Consider the following 19,631-nt stretch of genomic DNA (forward strand, 5'->3'; position numbering starts at 1 on the left):
TCATGCCGATCCCGGAATTCATTGTCGCTTTGCGCGAGAAGGTCGGTCATGCGCCGCTCTGGCTGTCCGGCGTGAGCGTCGTGATCCGCGACGACGACGGCCGGGTCCTGCTCACCCGCCGCGCCGACAACGGTCAGTGGGCCGTCGTGTCCGGCGTTCTCGAGCCCGGAGAGGAACCGTCGGCGGCGGCGGTGCGGGAGGCGAAGGAAGAAACCGGCGTCGACGCCGAATTGATTCGGATCACGAGTGTCGATGTCACAGAACCCATTACGTACCCCAATGGTGACGTGACCCAGTACCTCGACGTCTGCTTCCTGGCCAGGTGGACCGGCGGAGATGCACACGTGGCGGACGACGAAAACCTCGAGGTCGCGTGGTTCGCGCCGAGCGAATTGCCTTCGGACATGACGGAAACCTCGCGTCTGCGCCTCGCAAAAGCATTGCTGGACAAGCCGGAAGCGTGGTTTCTGCGCTGACCCACTCCCCCATCGACGACCGAAGCCCGATTCCCGCGTGTGCAGGAGTCGGGCTTCGGTATATAGGTCGCTCTAGAAATCCCGAGCGGGTCGCTCTAGAAATCCCAGTCGTCGTCTTCGGTGTTGACGGCTTTGCCGATGACGTAGGAGCTTCCCGAGCCGGAGAAGAAGTCGTGATTCTCGTCCGCATTCGGTGAAAGTGCCGACAGGATAGCCGGATTGACGTCCGTCTCGTCCTTCGGGAAGAGGCCTTCGTAGCCGAGATTGTTGAGCGCCTTGTTGGCGTTGTAGCGCAGGAACTTCTTGACATCCTCGGTCAGGCCGACGCCGTCGTAGAGGTCCTGCGTGTAGTCGACCTCGTTCTCGTAGAGCTCGAAGAGCAGCTCGAACGTGTAGTTCTTGAGCTCTTCACGCTCGGCCTCGGTGAGCTGTTCGAGGCCCTTCTGGTACTTGTAGCCGATGTAGTACCCGTGCACGGCCTCGTCGCGGATGATGAGGCGGATGAGGTCTGCGGTGTTGGTGAGCTTGGCTCGCGAGGACCAGTACATCGGCAGGTAGAAGCCGGAGTAGAAGAGGAAGCTCTCGAGGAGCGTCGAGGCGACCTTGCGCTTGAGCGGCGACTCGCCGTTGTAGTAGTCGAGAACGATCTGCGCCTTGCGCTGCAGGTTGGGGTTCTCCTCCGACCAGCGGAACGCGTCGTCGATGTCCGGGGTGGAGCACAGCGTCGAGAAGATCGAGCTGTAACTCTTCGCGTGCACCGATTCCATGAAGGCGATGTTGGTGTACACCGCTTCTTCGTGGGGAGTGATCGCGTCCGGGATGAGGCTGACGGCGCCGACCGTTCCCTGGATGGTGTCGAGCAGCGTCAGGCCCGTGAAGACGCGCATGGTGAGCTGCTGCTCCTGCGCGGTCAGCGTTCCCCAGGACGGGATGTCGTTGGAGACCGGCACCTTTTCGGGCAGCCAGAAATTGCTGACGAGGCGATCCCATACCTCGGCGTCCTTCTCGTCCTGGACGCGATTCCAGTTGATGGCGGAAACGCGACTGACCAGCTTGACCATAATTCCTACCTAGCGAGAGAGATACTGCCGAATGTTGGCTTGCCTGAACACTACCCGTTGTGTCGGGTCCGCGATGCCAACACAACAACATGTGTCGCACGCGCCCCTCCACGAGTACAAAAAATGTGATATCAATTAAATATCACTTACCGATGGAAAGCGAGTCCCGCATGACCAGCACACCCACCGTGGCCGAGAAACCGACCGGAGTCGCCACCACAACGATCGCCGAACGCCCAGGCTGGGACCTGTCCGGCAGCTGGATGCTCCTCGGCGGCGTACTTCTCTTCCTGGCCGGAATCGCGCTGTCCGTCGTTGGCGGAGTTCTGGGACTCTTCGCCCTGATTCCGGTCGGTGTGGTGCTGTTCATCGCGTCACTCCCCCTGCTGATGGGCCTGACCTTGGTGCAACCGAATCAAGCCCGAGTCCTTCAACTCCTGGGAAGCTCGTACAGCGGCACCCTGCGCACGCCGGGCCTGCGATGGACAAATCCGCTGACGGTCCGTCGATCGATCTCTACGCGTATCCGAAACCACGAGACCGGTCAGGCGAAAGTGAACGACGCCGACGGAAATCCCATCGAGATCTCGGCGGTGGTCGTCTGGCAAGTTGCCGACACAGCGCTCGCCTCATTCCAGGTGGACGACTACGAGGAGTTCGTCTCGGTGCAGACCGAGGCGGCAGTCCGCCATATCGCCGGCAGCTACCCGTACGACGCCGAAGGCCGAGTCTCGTTGCGCGAGAACGCCGATATCATCACCACCACCTTGTCGGAGGAGGTTCACGCCCGCGTGCGTGCGGCGGGTGTCGAAGTTATCGAGACACGCATCAACAGGCTCTCGTATGCACCCGAGATCGCCAGCGCAATGCTTCGGCGCCAGCAAGCGGGTGCAGTGATCGCCGCACGCAAGCAAATCGTCGAAGGCGCGGTGTCCATGGTCGACATGGCACTCAAGCAGCTCGAGGAAAAGCACGTCGTCGAACTCGACGAGGAACGCAAGGCCACAATGATCAGTAACCTTCTGGTCGTGCTGTGCGGCGACCGCGACGCACAACCGGTGCTGAACACCGGTTCGCTCTACCAGTAAAGGAAAGGCCACATGGCCACGGATCCAGCTCCGAGATCGGAGCGTAAGAAGATCCTGCTTCGGTTGGACCCAGCGGTGCACGACGCGCTTGCCCGCTGGGCCGCCGACGATCTCCGAAGTACCAACGCCCAGATCGAGTTTCTCCTTCGGCGCGCACTCACCGAGCACGGTCGAATGCCGAAGAATGCCGGCAAGATGCACGGTCCAGGCCGTCCGCCGGCCTGATACCCCTGTGCGCCTTTTCGGTAGTAACCACTACGCAGCATAGGTGTCGACGATCTTCTCGTACCCGATTTCGTAGGCATCCTGGTAGTACTCCAGGTTGTCGTTGGTCAGGTAGGGCGCCGGGTAGTAGACGCGACCGATCTTGCCTTCCTTGCGGATCTCGATCTTCGACGCCACCGGGTGGATAGAGCTGGTGGAGTAGTTGATGTACGAGATCGAGCCGGTCGGCGGGACGGCCTGAAGGTTCTGGTTGTAGATACCGTGCTTCTGAACCGAAGCCTTCAGCTCACGCCAGTCGTCCTGGGTGGGGATGTGCAGCTTCGCATCGGCGAAGAGTCCGCGAACCTTGTCGGTTGCAGGCTCCCAGACCTGGTCGGTGTACTTGTCGAAGAATTCACCCGAGGCGTACTTCGACTCCGGGAAACCCTTGAAGTACGAGCCGCGCTCGATGGCGATCTTGTTCGACGCACGCAGTGCGTGGAACAGCACGGTGTAGAAGTAGATGTTCGTGAAGTCGATGCCTTCTTCGCTGCCGTAGAAGATCCGCTCACGAGCGAGGTATCCGTGCAGGTTCATCTGACCGAGGCCGATGGCGTGAGAGTCGTTGTTGCCCTGCTCGATCGACGGCACCGAGTAGATGTGTGTCTGGTCGGACACTGCCGTCAATCCGCGGATCGACACTTCGATGGTCTTCGCGAAGTCGGGCGAGTCCATGGTCTTCGCGATGTTCAGCGAACCCAGGTTGCAGGAGATGTCCTTGCCGACCTTCGAGTAGGACAGGTCGTCGTTGAACAGCGAAGGCGTCGAAACCTGCAGGATCTCCGAGCACAGGTTCGAGTGAGTGATCTTGCCTTCGATCGGGTTTGCCCGGTTCACCGTGTCCTCGAACATGATGTAGGGGTAGCCCGATTCGAACTGCAATTCGGCGACGGTCTGGAAGAACTCGCGAGCCTTGATCTTGGACTTGCGAATTCGCTTGTCGTCGACCATCTCGTAGTACTTCTCGGAGACGTTGATGTCGGAGAACGGAACTCCGTAGATGCGCTCGACGTCGTACGGCGAGAACAGGTACATGTCCTCGTTCTTCTTCGCCAGTTCGAAAGTGATGTCCGGGATCACGACGCCGAGAGAGAGCGTCTTGATGCGGATCTTCTCGTCGGCGTTCTCACGCTTGGTGTCGAGGAAGCGGTAGATGTCGGGGTGGTGCGCATGCAGGTACACGGCGCCGGCGCCCTGACGCGCACCCAACTGGTTGGCGTAGGAGAACGAGTCCTCGAGAAGCTTCATGATCGGGATGACACCCGAACTCTGGTTCTCGATCTTCTTGATCGGTGCGCCGTGCTCACGAACATTGGTGAGCAGCAAGGCAACTCCGCCACCACGCTTGGACAGCTGCAGTGCCGAGTTGATGGAGCGACCGATGGACTCCATGTTGTCTTCGATACGAAGCAGGAAGCAGGACACGGGCTCGCCGCGCTGCTTCTTGCCCGAGTTCAGGAACGTCGGGGTGGCGGGCTGGAAGCGTCCGGCGATGATCTCGTCGACGAGTTCGACGGCCAGGTCTTCGTTGCCTGCGGCCAGGGTGAGCGCAACCATGCAGACACGATCTTCGAAACGCTCGAGGTAGCGCTTACCGTCGAAGGTCTTGAGCGTGTAGGAGGTGTAGTACTTGAATGCACCCAGGAACGTCGGGAAGCGGAACTTCTTGGCGTACGCGTGATCGATCAGGAACTTCACGAAAGTACGTGAGTACTGATCGAGAACCTCGGGCTCGTAATAGTTTTCCTCGACGAGGTAGTCCAGCTTCTCGTCGAGGTTGTGGAAGAACACGGTGTTCTGGTTGACATGCTGCAAGAAGTACTGACGGGCTGCAGCGACATCCATCTCGAACTGGATCTCACCGTTGGCGCCGTACAGGTTGAGCATGGCATTGAGTGCGTGGTAGTCGAGACCGTTGGTGGAATCGCCGCCGCGTGCATCACGCTCTACGCTTCCTGCCGCGATCGTGTCAGTGATGGTTGGCGCCACTGCCCGTGCTCCTTCTCTGTTTCGAGATGATTCCAGAACTCCCCCAAGCCTTCTCGTACTCGGTCGACATCCTCGGCAGTGCCCATGAGTTCGAACCGGTACAGAAAAGGAACGTGGCATTTCTGGGAAATGATGTTTCCTGCATAGCAAAAGGACTCACCGAAATTGGTGTTTCCCGCCGCGATCACTGCTCTGATCAACGACCTGTTGTGTGGATTGTTCAAAAAACGAATGACCGGCTTCGGCACATAACTGGTGTCGCGCCCTGTCACGGTGACCCCGCCACCATAGGTGGGCAGAATCAGCACATAGGGCTCGTTTACACGAAATGAGCCGTCACGGTCATGGATAGGTATACGTGTCGCAGGCAGGCCGAGACGTTGAACGAATCGGTGGGTGTTCTCCGACACGCTGGAAAAATAGACCAGCGAAGTCATCGGTTGTCACCATTTCTTGTACGGTGCCCGGAACTACTCAGATGTGTCGGCGGAGGTGTCCACCGCCGACACTGCGGCGCTTCAAGCAGCGACGGTCAGGGTCTTGATGCGATCGGGACGGAAACCCGACCAGTGATCTTCACCGGCAACCACGATGGGCGCCTGGAGGTACCCGAGAGCCATGACGTAGTCGCGGGCTTCGGCATCCTCGGTGATGTCGATGATGTTGTATTCGAGACCGGCCTTGTCGAGGGCGCGGTAGGTGGCATTGCACTGAACGCAAGCGGGCTTGGTGTAGACGGTGATGCTCATGAGAGTCCCTCTTTCGCTTAGCCAACAAAGGCCGATGTAGTGATGTTCAGCACCGATTCGACCGATTGCCGGAGTCTCGCTCGAGGCGTTCCGCGTTGTGGTCTCTCAGTGCTCAAGACACTACACCTAGTGGCCGACAGAAACACATAACGCGAGATGTTGTGAGTCACATCGTTGAAATTCCCAGGTAGCCCCAGTTCAGCGCACACATCTTCCGGCGCGTCGGCGTGTCGCCCGTCACATTTCGGCCGCAGGCCCGACAGCATCTGAAAACCACTACTCGGACCTACCATGAGCGTCGTGGAAACACCCCCGAAGGACGAAGCTCCGCGCCACCAGGCAACCGTGACGAGAACGCAGCAGGTGACACCTAAGATGCGCAGAATCACCTTCGGCGGTGCGGGCCTGAGCGACTTCGAGACGAGCGGGAGCCCCGACGAACGGGTGCTCGTCAGATTCCCCCTCGACCCCCCTCACGCCCGTAGTTACACGGTCCGGCGCTGGCAGCCCTCGAAGAACGAACTGGAGATCGACTTCGTTCTCCACGGCCACGGCGGAGCTGCGCTCTGGGCCGAGAATGCGCAACCGGGCGAGACCGTCCATCTTTCGACTGCGAGCGGGTGGTTCAAGCCGCCGGCAGAGTGCGACTGGCTGCTACTCGTCGCCGATCACGCCGCACTGCCTGCGATCGGGCGGATCTTGGAAGAAGCACCCGACGGTCTACCGATCCACGTCATTGCACAGGTGCCCGCGCCGAGCGAACAGCAGACGTTCACGACGCGCGCCGCCGCTAACTACCGATGGATCGACGAAGCAGACTCACTGCTCGCCGAATTGGCTGCCATTCCCCTGCCTCCCGGCGAGGGCTACATCTGGTGCGCAGTCGAGGCCGCGACCGCCAGACGCATCCGCGCCCATCTGCGTCGAACATGGGAAATCCCGGCACCCCGCATGCACGTGATGGGTTACTGGCGGAAGGACAAGGCGAACTGGGAGCGTCGGTACGCCGTCGTCGCCGACCGTATCGATGCCGCGATGGGCGAAGCGATGATGGCCGGCAAGGATTTCGAGTCGGTTCGCGACGCCGTCGACGACGCGATGGAACGCGAAGGGCTTTAGCGCATATGGGCGTGACTCGCATACGAGTGAGGGCCATACCTTCCGGCATGGCCCTCACTCGTGAAACGGATTACGCGTTGACGAGCTGCTTGCTGGCGTCGACGAGGTCGGAGACGACCTTGGAGACCTGAGCGAGCACCTCTGCATTCTCACGCGGGTGCAGCTCACCGAACAGTGCGCCGGTTCCACCGATGCTCAGTGCGGTGTCCTCGACGACCTTGCCGCCGGCGATGCGGACTGCCTTGGTGGTGTCTTCGTGTGCCCACTTGGCGCCGTTACCGCTGGGCGAAGCGCTGATGACTGCGACAGCCTTGTCCTTGACTGCACCGACACCGTACGGACGCGAGATCCAGTCGATGGCGTTCTTCAGAACAGCGGGGATGGTGCCGTTGTATTCGGGGGTGACGAGCAGGAACGCGTCAGCGTCGCTCGCAGCGGCGCGCAGTGCGTCGACAGCGGGAATGGAAGCACCCTCGACGTCGATGTCTTCGTTGTAGAAGGGGACGTCGGCGAGGCCTTCGAAGACCGTCAGCGTTGCACCCTCGGGTGCGGCGGACACAGCCGTCTCGGCAAGCTGGCGATTGACGGATCCGGCGCGCAGGCTGCCGACGAGAACGAGAACATTGGTCTGTGACATAACGAGATTCCTTCGAGAGTGGTGCGGTTGGTGGCTCCGGTTGAAAGTTATATCAACTAAACGGACCGCGGTCCACTTACATTCCCCGGCCCTGTAACCTGATCCCGTGAGCGCAATCCCCCTCCCCCAGATCGGCGCCGTACCCGTCGAGCGCGGTGACGCAGCACGTAACCGCGTACTTCTGCTCGACGCCGCAGCCCTCCTCGTCGCCGAGCGAGGTGTCGACGCGGTCACGATGGATGCCGTCGCGTGCCGGGCCGGTGTGGGCAAGGGCACAGTTTTTCGGCGCTTCGGCAATCGATCGGGACTGATGCAGGCACTGCTCGATCACACCGAGCGAGAACTGCAGCAGGCATTCATGTTCGGCCCCCCACCGTTGGGTCCTGGCGCGCCGCCGATCGAGCGCCTCATCGCGTTCGGACGAGCCCGGATCGCCATGGTGGAAGTACAGGGCGAAGTCCTCCGAGCGGCGGAAAACGCTCCTGAATACCGCTTCGGCGGTCCGGCCCGGGCGCTCGGCATCGCTCACGTCATCGGACTTCTTCGAGGAGCCGGTGTCGAGGGCGACCTCGATCTGCTCGCTTCAGCACTGTTGGCACCGCTCGAAGCGTCGCTTGTCCTTCATCAGGTGCGCGATCTCGGGATGACCACCGAGCGCCTGGCCGCCGGCTGGGAAGACCTTGCCCGGCGCGTTACTCGATGTTGACTCCCCAGATCCGTCCCACCACTTAATGTGAGCCCATGCGCATCGCAGCTGCCGTCATCGGCCTCCTGACCATCGCCGCGGTAAGCGGTTGCTCCGCGTCGTCCGACTCCCCCGAGGACAAGACGGACCCCTCCGGCCGCGTCTTCATCTCGACCTCCGTCGACGGAACACAAATTCCCGGCGGCGGCCCGCTGACTCTCGATTTCAGCCAAGCGGGTCGAGTGTCCGCGAGCGCCGGATGCAACACGGCAAACGGCTCGATCGAGTTCACCGAAGGCAAGCTGACCACCGGCACCATGGCGTCGACCATGATGGGCTGCCCTCCCGGCATCGCCGAATCCGACGCCTGGACAACAACATTGCTGACCTCCGCGCCGACGTGGAGCCTCGACGGCGACACCCTCACCCTGACATCGGACGACGCCACAGTGACTCTGCAGGACAAGAAGATCGTCACGCCGGATCGACCTCTGCAGGGCACGACGTGGACCGTCACGTCACTCATCAGTCCCGATGCGATCAGTACGAGCCTGGCTCTGGAGACGTCAGCTCCCGAACTCACGATTGCCGCAGACGGTTCGGTCAGCGGAACCACCGGATGCAATCGCATGACCGGAAGCGCCCAGGTATCCGACACCACAGTCACGTTCACGCCGATGGCAACCACGCGAATGGCCTGCCCCGAGGAGAACATGGACATCGAGCGTCAGATCCTGGCGGTACTCGACGGTGAAGTGAGCTACACCGTCGACGCCGACACGCTGACCCTGCGCAAGCCCGACAACACCGGATTGATACTGACTGCGCAGGCTTGACCAGACGCTGCAGGCTCGATCAGACGTTGTCGAGCAGCCAGCGCCCCAATTCGCGGGCGCTGGCATCGATCATCGCGGGCCAGTCCAAGGCCGAGTCGTCCGCGTGATCGCTGACATGTTTGACGAGGCGGCAGGTAGCACCCGCAGCCTGCGCGGCGAATGCGATGGCAAACCCCTCCATGTCGACCAGATCGGCTCGCTGAGCGAGAGCGTCCCGGGTCGCAGTGTCGGCGATAAATGCGTCGCCGGTCGCCAACACCGAGTCGTCACCGCCGGCGAGTACCAAACGGTCCGCGACGTCGTGCCCCAGCGCTCGGATCGCGGTGCTGCTGATGTCGTGATTGATGACAACCCCGGGAACATAGAGGCCACCGTGGTGCGCGTGCAGCGCACCGGCGGTCCCGATGTTGACGACCAGCGGCAGATTCTCCCGCTCGTACCGCGCGAGAGCAGAGGCGACTGCTGTTGCAGCACTGACCTTTCCAATCCCCGTGATCAGCAGTTCGTATCCTTGCGGCACGTATGCCGCTTCCGACTTCGTCGCACTGACCACCAGAACGTTGTTCGCACTCATGTGCGCGACCGTACCGCCCCGGATACGGTGGCACTGCACGCGCCTGCTCACATCGCTAGAGTCCATTCATGGCCACACTGCGTGAAAGCATCATCGAAGAACTCGGCACAAAGCCGACAATCGACGCCGCAGCGGAGGTTCGCGCRCGAGTCCAGTTCCTGAAGGACTACGTGCGCTCGACCCCCGCCAAAGGGTTCGTTCTGGGAATCAGCGGAGGTCAGGACAGCACGCTCGCCGGAGCCCTCGCCCAACGCGCGGTCGCTGAACTTCGTGAAGAAGGCCACGAGGCCGAGTTCGTCGCCGTTCGACTCCCCTATGGCGCGCAGGCCGACGAATCCGATGCTCAGATCGCACTCGGCTTCATCAAGCCGGACCGCTCTCTCACGGTCAACGTCAAGCCTGGCGCCGACGCCACAGCCCGTGAGGCCTCCGAGGCGTTGGGGAACGGCGAACTACGCGACTTCGTCCGTGGCAACATCAAGGCGCGCGAACGAATGGTCATTCAATATGCGATTGCCGGTCAGCTCGGCTACTTGGTGATCGGTACCGACCACGCCGCAGAAGCGATTACCGGCTTCTTCACGAAATTCGGTGACGGCGGCGTCGACATCACGCCGCTCACCGGCCTGAGCAAACGTCAGGGCGCTGCGCTACTGCAGGAATTGCGCGCACCCGAGAGCACGTGGCGCAAGGTGCCGACCGCCGACCTCGAGGACGACCGACCCGCGCTGCCCGACGAAGTTGCCCTCGGCGTCACGTACTCACAGATAGACGACTACCTCGAAGGAAAGGACGTTTCCTCCGAGGTAGCCGAAAAGCTCGAGAAGATGTTCGCCAACACTCGTCACAAGCGCACGGTGCCGGTCACACCCCTGGATGACTGGTGGAAGTAACTCTTACCAGCGACTAGCTACCGAACAGGCTGCCGAAGACGTCGCCCAGCGAACCCGTTCCCGAAGCCGGATCCTTCTTCGCGAAGTTGGTGGTGCATCCGTTGAACTGCACCGCATCGACCAGCGTCGAGGTGGCAGCGGAACCGGTCCCGACACTGACGCCGTAGTGGTCGACTACCGCTTTCGGGTTCGCGGCGACGATGTCAGCCAAAGGCACTGACACGCGGTCCTTGGCGCCGTCGATGTTCTGAGTGCTCCACCACACGCCCTTCTGGAGATCCGCGTGAACGCCGCCGTCAGCCGTCGGCGTCGCGTCCGGTCCCGGGACCCACACCAAGGTGGTGAATCCGTTCTCGAACTTTCCGCCGGTGGTTCCGGTGAGGCGGAGCTGGAACGCCGCAGTCGGCGTGGCGGCGCGCTCGGCGAAACCGATCGCCTTGCTGACTGCGTCGGACAGCTTGATACCGCCGGCCGAATGGTAGGAAACCGAACGATCGCCGGTACCGTCGACGGCCAGCTTCAGTGAACCGTCCTTGTCGAGAACGTTGTCGGCCGAGTACGACGCGGTCTGATCCTTCTCGTCGGTGAACGGGATGCCCCACCCGTTCGGCGTCGCTTCGGTGGACAGGGTCGAGCACGAGGCTTCCGGCGCAGAAGAGCCGAGAGAACCGGTGGACGGAAGCGCAGTAGCAATTGCCGGAGCGGTGAGTGCAGCTGCCCCGAGGAGCGCTATGACGACTCCGACACGGCGCGTGGAATTAATCGACATTGAAATACCTTTCACATATCCCGAGTGGAATTGCGCCAAAATTAACACATGTCGACAATTACCAACAGCGAAGGTATTTCTTTTGTCATCCAAACAGATGACAATTCACCTGGGCAATTAGAAGTGCATTTACTCCCCCAAAAGTAGGAGAAACTAAACAAAACGACCAATGCTGGACAATTGACCAACAATGGAGAAAACGGAGATAGGTGCCACTTGAGCTGGAGTGATCAAGATATAAATATTTGGACCGGGAAACCGAAAAAGGACAATACGACGGCAGCCCACAAATAGCTACGCCGGCAATTCTCGGACTAGCCTCCAGCGAAAGGCGGAAGAATATCGACAGCGCTACCGGAGGCTCGAGAGACGTCGCGGGTCAACTCGTCACCGACGAGGAAAGCCGAGACCGACAGCACTCGCTCCATCTCCGGTCCGTATCGCCCGACCAAGACCGCCACCAACTCGGCAAGTGTGTTGTCGGGCGAAATGGCGACTACCTCGCTACGGCAACCGGATACATCCGCTGCAGCAGCAAAGTAACGAACCGAGATCGAATGCGGATCAGCCACCAATCGCTCCCATACTTCTTTCCGGCGGAACGAAGTCCGCGGCGTCGATGCCGTGCCCTGCCCACTTGTTCCACATCGCACCGCGCCACAAATCCGCAAGTTCGTCGTCACTTGCTCCGGCCCTGAGCGCGGCACGCAGATCAACTTCACGGTCACTGAACAAACATGACCGAATTGTCCCCTCTGCAGTCATTCGCGTCCGATCGCAATCACTGCAGAACGAGCGCGTCACCGAAGCGATGATCCCCACCGTCATTTCAGTCCCGTTGACACGCCATTCTTCAGCAGGAGCCGACGGGTCTTCGCGACCGATTGCGGCCAATTCGAAACGGTCACTCAATACCGACAGCAATTCAGCCGCAGTCACCATGTTCTCGCGCGCCCAAGCATGGTCTGCATCGAGAGGCATTTGTTCGATGAACCGCAATTCGACTCCGGCGTCGAGGCACCACTGTAAAAGGTCCGCCGCGCCATGGAGCGTTTCGCGCATGAGAACGGCATTTACCTTGAGCGGCGCAAGGCCAGCCACCGCGGCCGCTCGGATTCCCGCGAGAACCGAAGGCAACCTGTCTCGACGCGTCAATTCCGCGAAGTGCGCGCGATCAACCGAATCCAGGGAAACATTGACGCGGGTCAAACCAGCTGCAGCCAGCTTTGCGGCACGATGTTCGAGCCCAACGGCGTTGGTGGTCATGGCAAGTGGAAGACCTGGCACGCGCGCGGCGCACCCCGCGATGATCTTTTCGAGGTCACTACGCATCAGCGGTTCGCCGCCGGTGAATCTCACCTCGCGAATACCGACTCGTTCGACACCGATTCCGACTACTCGAACGATCTCGTCGGCACTCAGAAGGTCTTCCGCAGCAATGGCCGGCAAGCCTTCCTCCGGCATGCAATACGTGCAACGAAGTGAACACTTCTCGGTGATCGAGACTCGCAGATCTCTGGCAACACGCCCGAACCTGTCGACCAGGAGATCCGTCTCGGGACGACCGGCGAGGGAGGCAGCGTCAAACCGCACGGTGGGAATTCCCATCGAGACCACTGTCATCACTTCACCAACTTCCGTATTGCTCCAGTATGACCGAAAGCCGTACTCCGTGTGTCGGACGGACCACACCGCCTAGGATCAAAACATGTCGAGGTTGTCGAGGTTACTGTCATGAGCGCGCGTTCGGTCGAGGAACACGCTGCGCACATCTCCGGATTGCTCACCGGCCTGCACACCCTCTCTCCGTCGGCGGTTCCGACGGCAGAAGCGTTGGGGCGCATAACTTGCTCGGATATCGCATCGCCGGTGGACCTGCCCCTCTTCCGCAACTCACAGATGGACGGATATGCGGTCGATGCTGCTTCTGTGGCCTCGGTTCCGACCACACTGACGGTTCGAGGCGTGATCGCCGCTGGAAGCGGAAAACCACCGAAACACCTTCCAGGATCGGCATTTCGCATCATGACCGGTGCGCCGCTCCCCGAGGGTGCCGACGCCGTCGTTCCCGTCGAGGACACCACGGGCGTCACCGAACACGTGGTCACCATCGAACGGGGCAGGTCTGTAGGCGAATTCGTTCGCGAACGTGGCAGTGACATCACTGCCGGAATGCTACTGGTCACGGCCGGAACACACTTGGAACCTCGCCATATCGCCGCGCTGAGTGCTGTGGGCCTGGCCTCGCTCGACACGTACACGAAGCCACGGGTCGCGATAATTACGACGGGCGCCGAACTGAAAAGTGCCGGAACAACTCTCGAACCCGGCGAGATCTACGATTCCAACGGCCCAGCTTTGGCAACATTGGCCGAAGCCAACGGCGCCGATGTCGTCTCCGTCGCCCGAAGCAGCGACGACCCCGCCGAGTTCCGCGAATTACTCTCGTACGCAACCTCGGTCGCCGATCTGGTTTTCACCTCCGGTGGGGTGTCCATGGGCGACTTCGAGGTGGTGAAGGAAACTCTCACCCCTCTGGGTGCACACTTCGGCCACGTCGCAATGCAACCTGGTGGCCCGCAAGGCACTGCAGTCGTGAACGAAGTGCCGGTCCTGAGTTTCCCGGGCAACCCGGTCAGCACGATGGTCTCGTTCGAGGTCTTCGCCCGCGGCGAACTGCGCCGGGCCGCGGGTCTGCCCGAGATCCCGCGCGAACGGCTGCCACTTACTGCACCGCTGCGTTCGGTGGATGGCAAGCGCCAGTTCCTGCGCGCGCGTAGAACTGCGGACGGTATCGAACTCGTGGCCGGACCCGGCTCGCACCTCGTTGCAGCAATGGCGTGGGCCGACGTCCTGATCGACGTCCCCGCTGCCGTGACCGAACTCGGAGCGGGCGATCTCGTCGATGTCCTCCCGCTCTCGACTTCCTCGATTTGATTCACTCGATCTGATTCAAAGGACACTCATGACCGAATTGACACACGTCGACAGCGAAGGCCGAGCGCGCATGGTCGACGTCAGCGCCAAGGCCGAGACGACGCGCATCGCCGTCGCTGCCGGTGAACTCGTCACGACCGCCGAGGTAGTTCGCCTCGTCCGCGCCGACGGCATGCCCAAGGCCGATGTCCTCACCACCGCGCGCATTGCCGGAATCGCCGGTTCAAAAAAGACGTCCGAGCTGATCCCGTTGTGTCATCAGCTCGCGCTTTCGTCGGTCAAGGTGGAATTCGGGTTCACCGAAACCTCGATCACCGTCGAAGCGACGGCAAAGACTCGCGGACAGACCGGCGTCGAGATGGAAGCACTCACCGCCGTCGCGGTAGCCGGCCTGACCTTGCACGACATGGTCAAAGCGGTCGATCCCGGAGCCACCATGAACGGTGTTCGCCTGCTCACCAAAGACGGTGGTAAACACGGACATTGGACCCGCGACACTCAGAACTCACAGACATCTCCGGCGCACGCCTTCGCCTCGCCACGATCCGCAACCGTCCTCGTCGCTTCGACCGGTGGCGCGAACGGAACCAGACCCGACACCACCGGACCGACGATCGCAGCCTGGCTACGCGAGCGGGACTTCGAGGTGCGTGGACCGCTTGTGTACGCCGACGCAGACATCGCGGCAGGCATCGCTGACGCCAAGGAGGGCTCCCCGTCGCTTGTCATCAGCACCGGCGGCACCGGTGCTTCCCCCACGGATGCAACGCCGGAAGCTACCCGGGCAGTCTTGACCCGTGAGTTGCCCGGGGTCGCAGAAGCGATCCGAACCAAGGGCCTCGAGAAGACCCCGCACGCGTCACTGAGCCGTGGTGTGGCAGGTCTCACAGGTACGACGGTCATCGTCAATCTTCCGGGTTCTCCCGGTGGAGTGAAGGACGGTCTCGCCGTCCTCGAACCCATCATCGATCACCTGCTCGCGCAGGTCGCAGGCGGAGGAGCACACGATGAGTGAGCTACTGGCTCGGATCTCCGAGCAACCGATTCACGCAGACACCGTCGACGCCGCCGTTGCCGGTCCGAAGAACGGCGCTGTTGTGGTGTTCACGGGAACGGTGCGCAATCACGATGGAGGTCAAGCAGTTTCAGCGTTGGAGTACCAGGCACACCCGGACGCGGAACGCTTTCTCGAGACGTGCTGCCAAGAGGTTGCAGCCTCGACCGGCCTGCCGGTTGCCGCGATCCATCGCGTCGGCCACCTCGAGATCGGTGACCTCGCACTGGTCGCCGCCGTCGCCGCCCCGCATCGAGCGGAGGCGTTCGCCGCGTGCGCCGAACTGGTGGAGCGCATCAAGCACGAGGTACCGATCTGGAAGCGGCAACACTTCGCAAACGGCGTCTCCGAATGGGTCGGGTTGTAGGTCGAACGCTCCGAGAAGGTAGAGTTGCGATCACTAGGTGCCTGAAATCGGGCATCCAGCGTCGTAGAACGCAAATTTTCTTGCTGAGTGCTCAATGCACCCGCTCTTCTTACGGCGAAGAAGCCTGCCGACCGGCAGCGCCGCCACCACTGTGCTTGATTGTTCGACCGGTTAATTCCCGTGTCGGCATCCGGGCACGAACACGTGCCCGAAAGGCTCTGAATACACTTGTCTGACATCTCTACGCCCGCTACCACCTTCGCAGCCCTCGGTGTGCGCGCACCGCTGGTGAAAGCTCTCGAAGACGGCGGAATCACTTCTCCGTTCCCGATCCAGATCGACACCCTCCCCGACACTCTTTCGGGGCGCGACGTACTGGGCCGCGGAAAGACCGGAAGCGGCAAGACCCTCGCGTTCTCCATCCCCATGGTCTCCCGCCTCGCCGGCGAACTGTCCGGGGGCAAGCGTCGTCCGGGTCGACCGCTCGGCCTGGTGCTCGCACCGACGCGTGAGCTCGCCACCCAGATCACCGCAACCCTCGAACCGTTGGCCGCCGCATACGACTTGCGCGTGACCACCATCTTCGGTGGCGTCTCGCAGCACCGCCAGGTTCAGGCTCTCAAGGCCGGAGTCGACATCGTCGTCGCCTGCCCCGGTCGCCTCGAAGACCTCATGAAGCAGAAATTCGTCAGCCTCGACGCCGTCGAGATCACCGTGCTCGACGAGGCCGACCACATGGCCGACCTCGGCTTCCTGCCCGTCGTCACCCGCRTCCTCTCGTCCACCCCGCAGGACGGGCAGCGCCTTCTGTTCTCTGCAACGCTGGACAACGGCGTCGACAAGCTCGTCAAGCGTTTCCTCAAGAACGAGGTCATGCATTCGGTCGACGAGGCCAACTCCCCCGTCGCAGCGATGACGCACCACGTGTTCGACGTCGACGGCGTCGAAGCCAAGAAGGCTCTGGTCGAGAAGCTCGCTTCCGGTACCGGTCGTCGCATCCTGTTCATGCGCACCAAGCACCAGGCACGCAAGTTGGCTCGCCAGCTCACCGAGTCGGGCATCCCGTCAGTGGACCTGCACGGCAACCTCTCTCAGGCCGCTCGCGACCGTAACCTGGCGGCATTCTCCGCCGGTGAAGCGCGCGTCCTCGTCGCCACCGACGTCGCAGCGCGCGGCGTCCACGTCGACGACGTCGAGTTGGTCGTCCATGTCGATCCGCCGGCCGAGCACAAGGCGTACCTGCACCGCAGTGGTCGCACCGCTCGCGCAGGCAGCGCCGGCGACGTGGTCACCGTGGTTCTGCCCGAGCAGCGTAAGGATCTCGCGATCCTCATGCGTAAGGCAGCCATCAAGGTGACCCCGGTTCGTTCGACTGCCAACTCCGAGCACGTCGTCAAGTTGGTCGGCGACATCGCACCGCACGTCACGCCGGCTCCGAAGGCTCCGGCCCAGCCGAACGGTGGACGCGGACAGCGTCCCGCCGGCCAGGGTGGACGCGGCGGCGCAGCACGTTCGGGTCAGGCTCGCTCCGGACAGGGCGGTCAGTCACGCGGTGCTCGCACCGGCGGAGTTGCCCGTCAGGAACATGCAGGCGGCGGCGCTCGCCGTCCCCGCACCGGCGGCGGCGCTCGCACCGCAGGCTCCACCGGGGGCCGTCCCGCGCGCTAGGCCACCCGGTACAACTCAATAGGTTTCGTAGTGGACAGCGTCGGCCAATGGCCGGCGCTGTCGCCATCCGAAGCGCTCGAGATCCGGAACCTGTTGAAACTCAGTCACCTTCCCGACGCACAGCCACGCAATGGGGCGTACGGGCGACGGAATGCCCATGAGTTCGGTGAGGTACTTCTCGTCGTAGAACGAAACCCAGCCGATGCCGATCTCCTCGGCCACTGCGGCGAGCCACAAATTCTGAATGGCGAGTACCGCCGAGAACAGTCCGGTGTCGTCGACGGTATGACGGCCGAGGATGTTCGGGCCACCGCGTGACGGGTCGTAAGTGACGACGATGCCGGTACCGCTCTCGGCGATTCCCTCGATCTTGATGGGGTCGAACGTCGATCGGCGATCCTCGGGCAAAGACTGCGCGAACTTCAGCCGGGCATCGGCGACGTGTGCCGCGAAGGTATTGAGCGTCTCCGGATTACGAACGACGACAAAATCCCACGGTTGCGTGTTTCCCACGCTCGGCGCGCGATGGGCGGCGTCGAGAATGCGCATCAGAGTTTCGTCGGGGATGACCTCTCCCGAGAACTCGGCGCGAACGTCTCGCCGTCGCCGAATCGCTTCGTACACGGATACATCTGATTCACTCACGCCCCGACGGTATAGCGGTGCAATCCCAGCATGGCGTCGGGGTGCGGTTCGACCGTTTCCTCGCGCACGCAGGCGCGGAGTGCGCTGCCGACCACTCCCGAATCCATCCCGGTACCGATCACAACCAGTTGCGTGGTTCGAGGTTCGCCCGACTTCCACCGCAGCGGCGTGATCCGAACATGATCACCCACCGATTGGATCTCGAATTTTCCTGTGTAACCCGGAATCTCGAAGTTCACGAATCCTTTGATGCGGTACACCCCCGGCGGTTGATTCTCGAGGAAATGCGTCAGAGCCCTGGCATCGAGTGGCATCTCCGACGTGAAATCAACCGATTCGTAGCGGTGGTGCAGGTGATCGTGGTGACACGAGCCGTCCTCGTGATCGTCGTCGTGCCCCTCGCGCAGGAGCTCGTCGAGGCTCAGTTGATCGCCCGGAGCGGGAGGGGTCACCTCACCGGAATCGAACAGCAGAGCAGGGTCTATCCGTGAATGCGCCGTCTCCACTATCGGCGCTCGCGGATTCAACTCGCGAATTCCGGCCGTGAATCTCTCACGCTCGGAGACCGGAACGCTGTCGATCTTGTTGACTACCACCAGGTCTGCCAGGCGGACATGTTGATCGAGCTCGGGATGTTCGCGGCGAACGGTGGAGAAATTGGCTCCGTCGACCAGGACCACCAGGCCGCCGTAGACGACAGACGGGTTCTCACTTCCGAGGACGAGTCGAATCATGTTCCGCGGCTCAGCAAGCCCGCTCGCCTCGATGACGATGACGTCGATCCCGGATTGCCGGTGCGCCAACTTGTTCAGCATCTCGTCCATGTCCGAGACGTCGACAGCGCAGCACAAACAGCCGTTACTGAGAGAGACCATCGAATCGACCTGACCGGCGACCATCATCGAGTCGATGTTGACGGAGCCGAAGTCGTTGACGATCACGCCGATGCGTACACCGTCGTTGTTGCGCAGAAGATGGTTGAGCAGCGTCGTCTTTCCCGAACCGAGAAAGCCTGCGACGACTATTACGGGAATCTGCTTCTTCGCCACCACGCAACCTTCCGAAACCACACGTACCAATCAGTGATCGTAGTGGAGTGTGGCTCCGGAAGGTTCACGCTGACAGCAGACTCACACCGTGCAGAGCGGACGGATGTCCGACGTGCCCTCGGTGGTCGGTGACGTCAAGATCGTGCACGCGTTGTATCCACGGGATTCGGCGACCCGACGGATCTCACTCCAGCCGGCCGCGTCGACAATCGGGGACCGTGAGAGCACGAACCCGGAAAGCCTGAGTGGATCGCCCACCAGTGCCCACGAATAATCGTCGGCGATATACGTGACGATGTAGTTGGGCGGACCGTCCAAACTCTCCTGCGAGGGCACCCCGGGGAAGCTCACATGCAACTGGGCACCCGTTGCTGGATCGGTAACTCGGGCATTCCCGACGATCTCGTTGGCTTGGCCGGTCCACGTCGTACACGTGTTCTTCACGCTCACGTTCGACGAATCGACGATCCCGTAACTCGCCCGGGTGTCCTTCGCGCACGCGAGGTTGAAGGGCTGAGGAATCGCCGCCACCTGGTTCCATTCCCCTACGTAGCGCGCGGCGTCCAGGTTCGCCACCGGCTGCAGAGGTTCCCAGAGTGGGCTCGCCTGCGCGGTTCCCGAAAACAGCGTCGCTGCGGCGCACACTCCCGCAATCGCAATCGCACTTCGCCCCGACCACTTCATGTCATTGCTCCTCGTCTGTACAACGCTCGATCGGCATTGGTTCCTCAAGGTATTCGGAGCTGACGGACTGGAGGATGGGGACGTATG

The 19,631-nt window shown here is 61.8% G+C and carries 22 protein-coding genes and 1 pseudogene; 11 read left to right on the plus strand and 12 right to left on the minus strand.

The window, feature by feature from the left end; all coding sequences use genetic code 11:
• The first annotated feature begins 2 nt into the window (after positions 1-2).
• Positions 3-476 carry an NUDIX hydrolase gene (locus AC1DWA_RS14750; RefSeq protein WP_019747889.1) on the plus strand — a complete coding sequence of 158 codons (474 nt, stop codon included), beginning with the start codon at positions 3-5 and terminating at the stop codon, positions 474-476.
• A gap of 95 nt (positions 477-571) precedes the next feature.
• Here AC1DWA_RS14750 and nrdF read toward each other — a convergent pair whose 3' ends face one another.
• Positions 572-1,537 carry a class 1b ribonucleoside-diphosphate reductase subunit beta gene (gene nrdF / locus AC1DWA_RS14755; protein ID WP_003944744.1) on the minus strand — a complete coding sequence of 322 codons (966 nt, stop codon included), beginning with the start codon at positions 1,535-1,537 and terminating at the stop codon, positions 572-574.
• Positions 1,538-1,707: 170 nt separating this feature from the next.
• Here nrdF and AC1DWA_RS14760 point away from each other — a divergent pair, with 170 nt between their 5' ends.
• Positions 1,708-2,625: an SPFH domain-containing protein gene (locus tag AC1DWA_RS14760; RefSeq protein ID WP_003944699.1), complete on the plus strand. Its 918-nt coding sequence runs from the start codon at positions 1,708-1,710 to the stop codon at positions 2,623-2,625.
• A gap of 12 nt (positions 2,626-2,637) precedes the next feature.
• Positions 2,638-2,850: a type II toxin-antitoxin system antitoxin gene (locus AC1DWA_RS14765; protein WP_003944723.1), complete on the plus strand. Its 213-nt coding sequence runs from the start codon at positions 2,638-2,640 to the stop codon at positions 2,848-2,850.
• Between the two features lie 33 nt (positions 2,851-2,883).
• Here AC1DWA_RS14765 and nrdE read toward each other — a convergent pair.
• The 3 genes and pseudogenes from nrdE to nrdH form a co-directional block, all read right to left on the minus strand.
• Positions 2,884-4,878 (minus strand): annotated as a pseudogene (nrdE, locus tag AC1DWA_RS14770) (class 1b ribonucleoside-diphosphate reductase subunit alpha); the annotation flags it as partial.
• A complete protein-coding gene (nrdI, locus tag AC1DWA_RS14775) occupies positions 4,836-5,315 on the minus strand; it encodes a class Ib ribonucleoside-diphosphate reductase assembly flavoprotein NrdI (protein WP_019747887.1) in 480 nt (159 codons plus the stop codon). The pseudogene nrdE and the gene nrdI, both read right to left, overlap by 43 nt.
• A gap of 81 nt (positions 5,316-5,396) precedes the next feature.
• Complete coding sequence (gene nrdH / locus AC1DWA_RS14780) at positions 5,397-5,627, minus strand: glutaredoxin-like protein NrdH (protein ID WP_019747886.1); 231 nt, start codon at positions 5,625-5,627, stop codon at positions 5,397-5,399.
• Between the two features lie 291 nt (positions 5,628-5,918).
• Between nrdH and AC1DWA_RS14785 the strand changes: the two genes are divergently transcribed.
• Entirely contained in the window at positions 5,919-6,746 is an 828-nt protein-coding gene (locus AC1DWA_RS14785) for a siderophore-interacting protein (RefSeq protein ID WP_477846047.1), read from the plus strand.
• A 70-nt stretch (positions 6,747-6,816) separates the two neighbouring features.
• On the opposite strand, the gene AC1DWA_RS14790 is transcribed toward AC1DWA_RS14785, so the two are convergent.
• The gene (locus AC1DWA_RS14790; protein WP_019747884.1) at positions 6,817-7,383 is read right to left on the minus strand and encodes an NAD(P)H-dependent oxidoreductase; all 567 of its coding nucleotides are present in this window, start codon (positions 7,381-7,383) and stop codon (positions 6,817-6,819) included.
• A 106-nt stretch (positions 7,384-7,489) separates the two neighbouring features.
• Here AC1DWA_RS14790 and AC1DWA_RS14795 point away from each other — a divergent pair, with 106 nt between their 5' ends.
• Positions 7,490-8,089: a TetR/AcrR family transcriptional regulator gene (locus AC1DWA_RS14795; protein WP_019747883.1), complete on the plus strand. Its 600-nt coding sequence runs from the start codon at positions 7,490-7,492 to the stop codon at positions 8,087-8,089.
• A gap of 35 nt (positions 8,090-8,124) precedes the next feature.
• On the plus strand, positions 8,125-8,904 hold the full coding sequence (locus AC1DWA_RS14800; RefSeq protein ID WP_070796204.1) for an META domain-containing protein: 780 nt from the start codon (positions 8,125-8,127) through the stop codon (positions 8,902-8,904).
• A gap of 19 nt (positions 8,905-8,923) precedes the next feature.
• Here AC1DWA_RS14800 and AC1DWA_RS14805 read toward each other — a convergent pair whose 3' ends face one another.
• Positions 8,924-9,478: a nucleosidase gene (locus AC1DWA_RS14805; protein WP_019747881.1), complete on the minus strand. Its 555-nt coding sequence runs from the start codon at positions 9,476-9,478 to the stop codon at positions 8,924-8,926.
• Positions 9,479-9,546: 68 nt separating this feature from the next.
• On the opposite strand from AC1DWA_RS14805, the gene nadE reads away from it, so the two are divergent.
• On the plus strand, positions 9,547-10,371 hold the full coding sequence (gene nadE, locus AC1DWA_RS14810; RefSeq protein WP_046378368.1) for an ammonia-dependent NAD(+) synthetase: 825 nt from the start codon (positions 9,547-9,549) through the stop codon (positions 10,369-10,371).
• A gap of 13 nt (positions 10,372-10,384) precedes the next feature.
• Here the strand turns inward: nadE and AC1DWA_RS14815 are convergent, their stop codons facing one another.
• The 3 genes from AC1DWA_RS14815 to moaA form a co-directional block, all read right to left on the minus strand.
• On the minus strand, positions 10,385-11,140 hold the full coding sequence (locus tag AC1DWA_RS14815; RefSeq protein WP_446696090.1) for a hypothetical protein: 756 nt from the start codon (positions 11,138-11,140) through the stop codon (positions 10,385-10,387).
• Between the two features lie 314 nt (positions 11,141-11,454).
• A complete protein-coding gene (locus AC1DWA_RS14820; RefSeq protein ID WP_003944706.1) occupies positions 11,455-11,712 on the minus strand; it encodes a MoaD/ThiS family protein in 258 nt (85 codons plus the stop codon).
• Positions 11,705-12,763, minus strand: a complete 1,059-nt coding sequence (gene moaA / locus AC1DWA_RS14825; RefSeq protein WP_477846048.1) for a GTP 3',8-cyclase MoaA — start codon at positions 12,761-12,763, stop codon at positions 11,705-11,707. Before moaA ends, AC1DWA_RS14820 begins: the two co-directional genes overlap by 8 nt.
• A 111-nt stretch (positions 12,764-12,874) precedes the next feature.
• On the opposite strand from moaA, the gene AC1DWA_RS14830 reads away from it, so the two are divergent.
• The 4 genes from AC1DWA_RS14830 (at position 12,875) to AC1DWA_RS14845 (ending at position 17,166) form a co-directional block, all read left to right on the plus strand.
• Positions 12,875-14,077: a molybdopterin molybdotransferase MoeA gene (locus tag AC1DWA_RS14830; protein ID WP_019747877.1), complete on the plus strand. Its 1,203-nt coding sequence runs from the start codon at positions 12,875-12,877 to the stop codon at positions 14,075-14,077.
• Between the two features lie 28 nt (positions 14,078-14,105).
• Positions 14,106-15,092, plus strand: a complete 987-nt coding sequence (gene moaCB / locus AC1DWA_RS14835) for a bifunctional molybdenum cofactor biosynthesis protein MoaC/MoaB (protein ID WP_046378366.1) — start codon at positions 14,106-14,108, stop codon at positions 15,090-15,092.
• Complete coding sequence (locus AC1DWA_RS14840) at positions 15,085-15,498, plus strand: molybdenum cofactor biosynthesis protein MoaE (protein ID WP_003944730.1); 414 nt, start codon at positions 15,085-15,087, stop codon at positions 15,496-15,498. The genes moaCB and AC1DWA_RS14840 overlap by 8 nt, the downstream gene beginning before the upstream one ends.
• A 228-nt stretch (positions 15,499-15,726) precedes the next feature.
• Entirely contained in the window at positions 15,727-17,166 is a 1,440-nt protein-coding gene (locus tag AC1DWA_RS14845; RefSeq protein ID WP_477916770.1) for a DEAD/DEAH box helicase, read from the plus strand.
• A gap of 15 nt (positions 17,167-17,181) precedes the next feature.
• Here the strand turns inward: AC1DWA_RS14845 and bluB are convergent, their stop codons facing one another.
• The 3 genes from bluB to AC1DWA_RS14860 form a co-directional block, all read right to left on the minus strand.
• Entirely contained in the window at positions 17,182-17,811 is a 630-nt protein-coding gene (bluB, locus tag AC1DWA_RS14850) for a 5,6-dimethylbenzimidazole synthase (RefSeq protein WP_019747874.1), read from the minus strand.
• On the minus strand, positions 17,808-18,860 hold the full coding sequence (locus AC1DWA_RS14855) for a CobW family GTP-binding protein (RefSeq protein ID WP_029255081.1): 1,053 nt from the start codon (positions 18,858-18,860) through the stop codon (positions 17,808-17,810). The genes bluB and AC1DWA_RS14855 overlap by 4 nt, the downstream gene beginning before the upstream one ends.
• A gap of 81 nt (positions 18,861-18,941) precedes the next feature.
• On the minus strand, positions 18,942-19,544 hold the full coding sequence (locus AC1DWA_RS14860) for a lipocalin family protein (RefSeq protein ID WP_021334361.1): 603 nt from the start codon (positions 19,542-19,544) through the stop codon (positions 18,942-18,944).
• Positions 19,545-19,631: the final 87 nt, after the last annotated feature.

This window comes from Rhodococcus sp. P4_F3_2 (assembly GCF_056401335.1).

Excerpts from the sequence above, each read along its gene's own strand:
- AC1DWA_RS14750 (WP_019747889.1), top strand. The coding sequence starts at position 3 with ATGCCGATCCCGGAATTCATTGTCGCTTTGCGCGAGAAGGTCGGTCAT.
- nrdF (WP_003944744.1), bottom strand. The coding sequence starts at position 1,537 with ATGGTCAAGCTGGTCAGTCGCGTTTCCGCCATCAACTGGAATCGCGTC.
- AC1DWA_RS14760 (WP_003944699.1), top strand. The coding sequence starts at position 1,708 with ATGACCAGCACACCCACCGTGGCCGAGAAACCGACCGGAGTCGCCACC.
- AC1DWA_RS14765 (WP_003944723.1), top strand. The coding sequence starts at position 2,638 with ATGGCCACGGATCCAGCTCCGAGATCGGAGCGTAAGAAGATCCTGCTT.
- nrdI (WP_019747887.1), bottom strand. The coding sequence starts at position 5,315 with ATGACTTCGCTGGTCTATTTTTCCAGCGTGTCGGAGAACACCCACCGA.
- nrdH (WP_019747886.1), bottom strand. The coding sequence starts at position 5,627 with ATGAGCATCACCGTCTACACCAAGCCCGCTTGCGTTCAGTGCAATGCC.
- AC1DWA_RS14785 (WP_477846047.1), top strand. The coding sequence starts at position 5,919 with ATGAGCGTCGTGGAAACACCCCCGAAGGACGAAGCTCCGCGCCACCAG.
- AC1DWA_RS14790 (WP_019747884.1), bottom strand. The coding sequence starts at position 7,383 with ATGTCACAGACCAATGTTCTCGTTCTCGTCGGCAGCCTGCGCGCCGGA.
- AC1DWA_RS14800 (WP_070796204.1), top strand. The coding sequence starts at position 8,125 with ATGCGCATCGCAGCTGCCGTCATCGGCCTCCTGACCATCGCCGCGGTA.
- AC1DWA_RS14805 (WP_019747881.1), bottom strand. The coding sequence starts at position 9,478 with ATGAGTGCGAACAACGTTCTGGTGGTCAGTGCGACGAAGTCGGAAGCG.
- AC1DWA_RS14815 (WP_446696090.1), bottom strand. The coding sequence starts at position 11,140 with ATGTCGATTAATTCCACGCGCCGTGTCGGAGTCGTCATAGCGCTCCTC.
- moaA (WP_477846048.1), bottom strand. The coding sequence starts at position 12,763 with ATGACAGTGGTCTCGATGGGAATTCCCACCGTGCGGTTTGACGCTGCC.
- AC1DWA_RS14830 (WP_019747877.1), top strand. The coding sequence starts at position 12,875 with ATGAGCGCGCGTTCGGTCGAGGAACACGCTGCGCACATCTCCGGATTG.
- moaCB (WP_046378366.1), top strand. The coding sequence starts at position 14,106 with ATGACCGAATTGACACACGTCGACAGCGAAGGCCGAGCGCGCATGGTC.
- AC1DWA_RS14840 (WP_003944730.1), top strand. The coding sequence starts at position 15,085 with ATGAGTGAGCTACTGGCTCGGATCTCCGAGCAACCGATTCACGCAGAC.
- AC1DWA_RS14860 (WP_021334361.1), bottom strand. The coding sequence starts at position 19,544 with ATGAAGTGGTCGGGGCGAAGTGCGATTGCGATTGCGGGAGTGTGCGCC.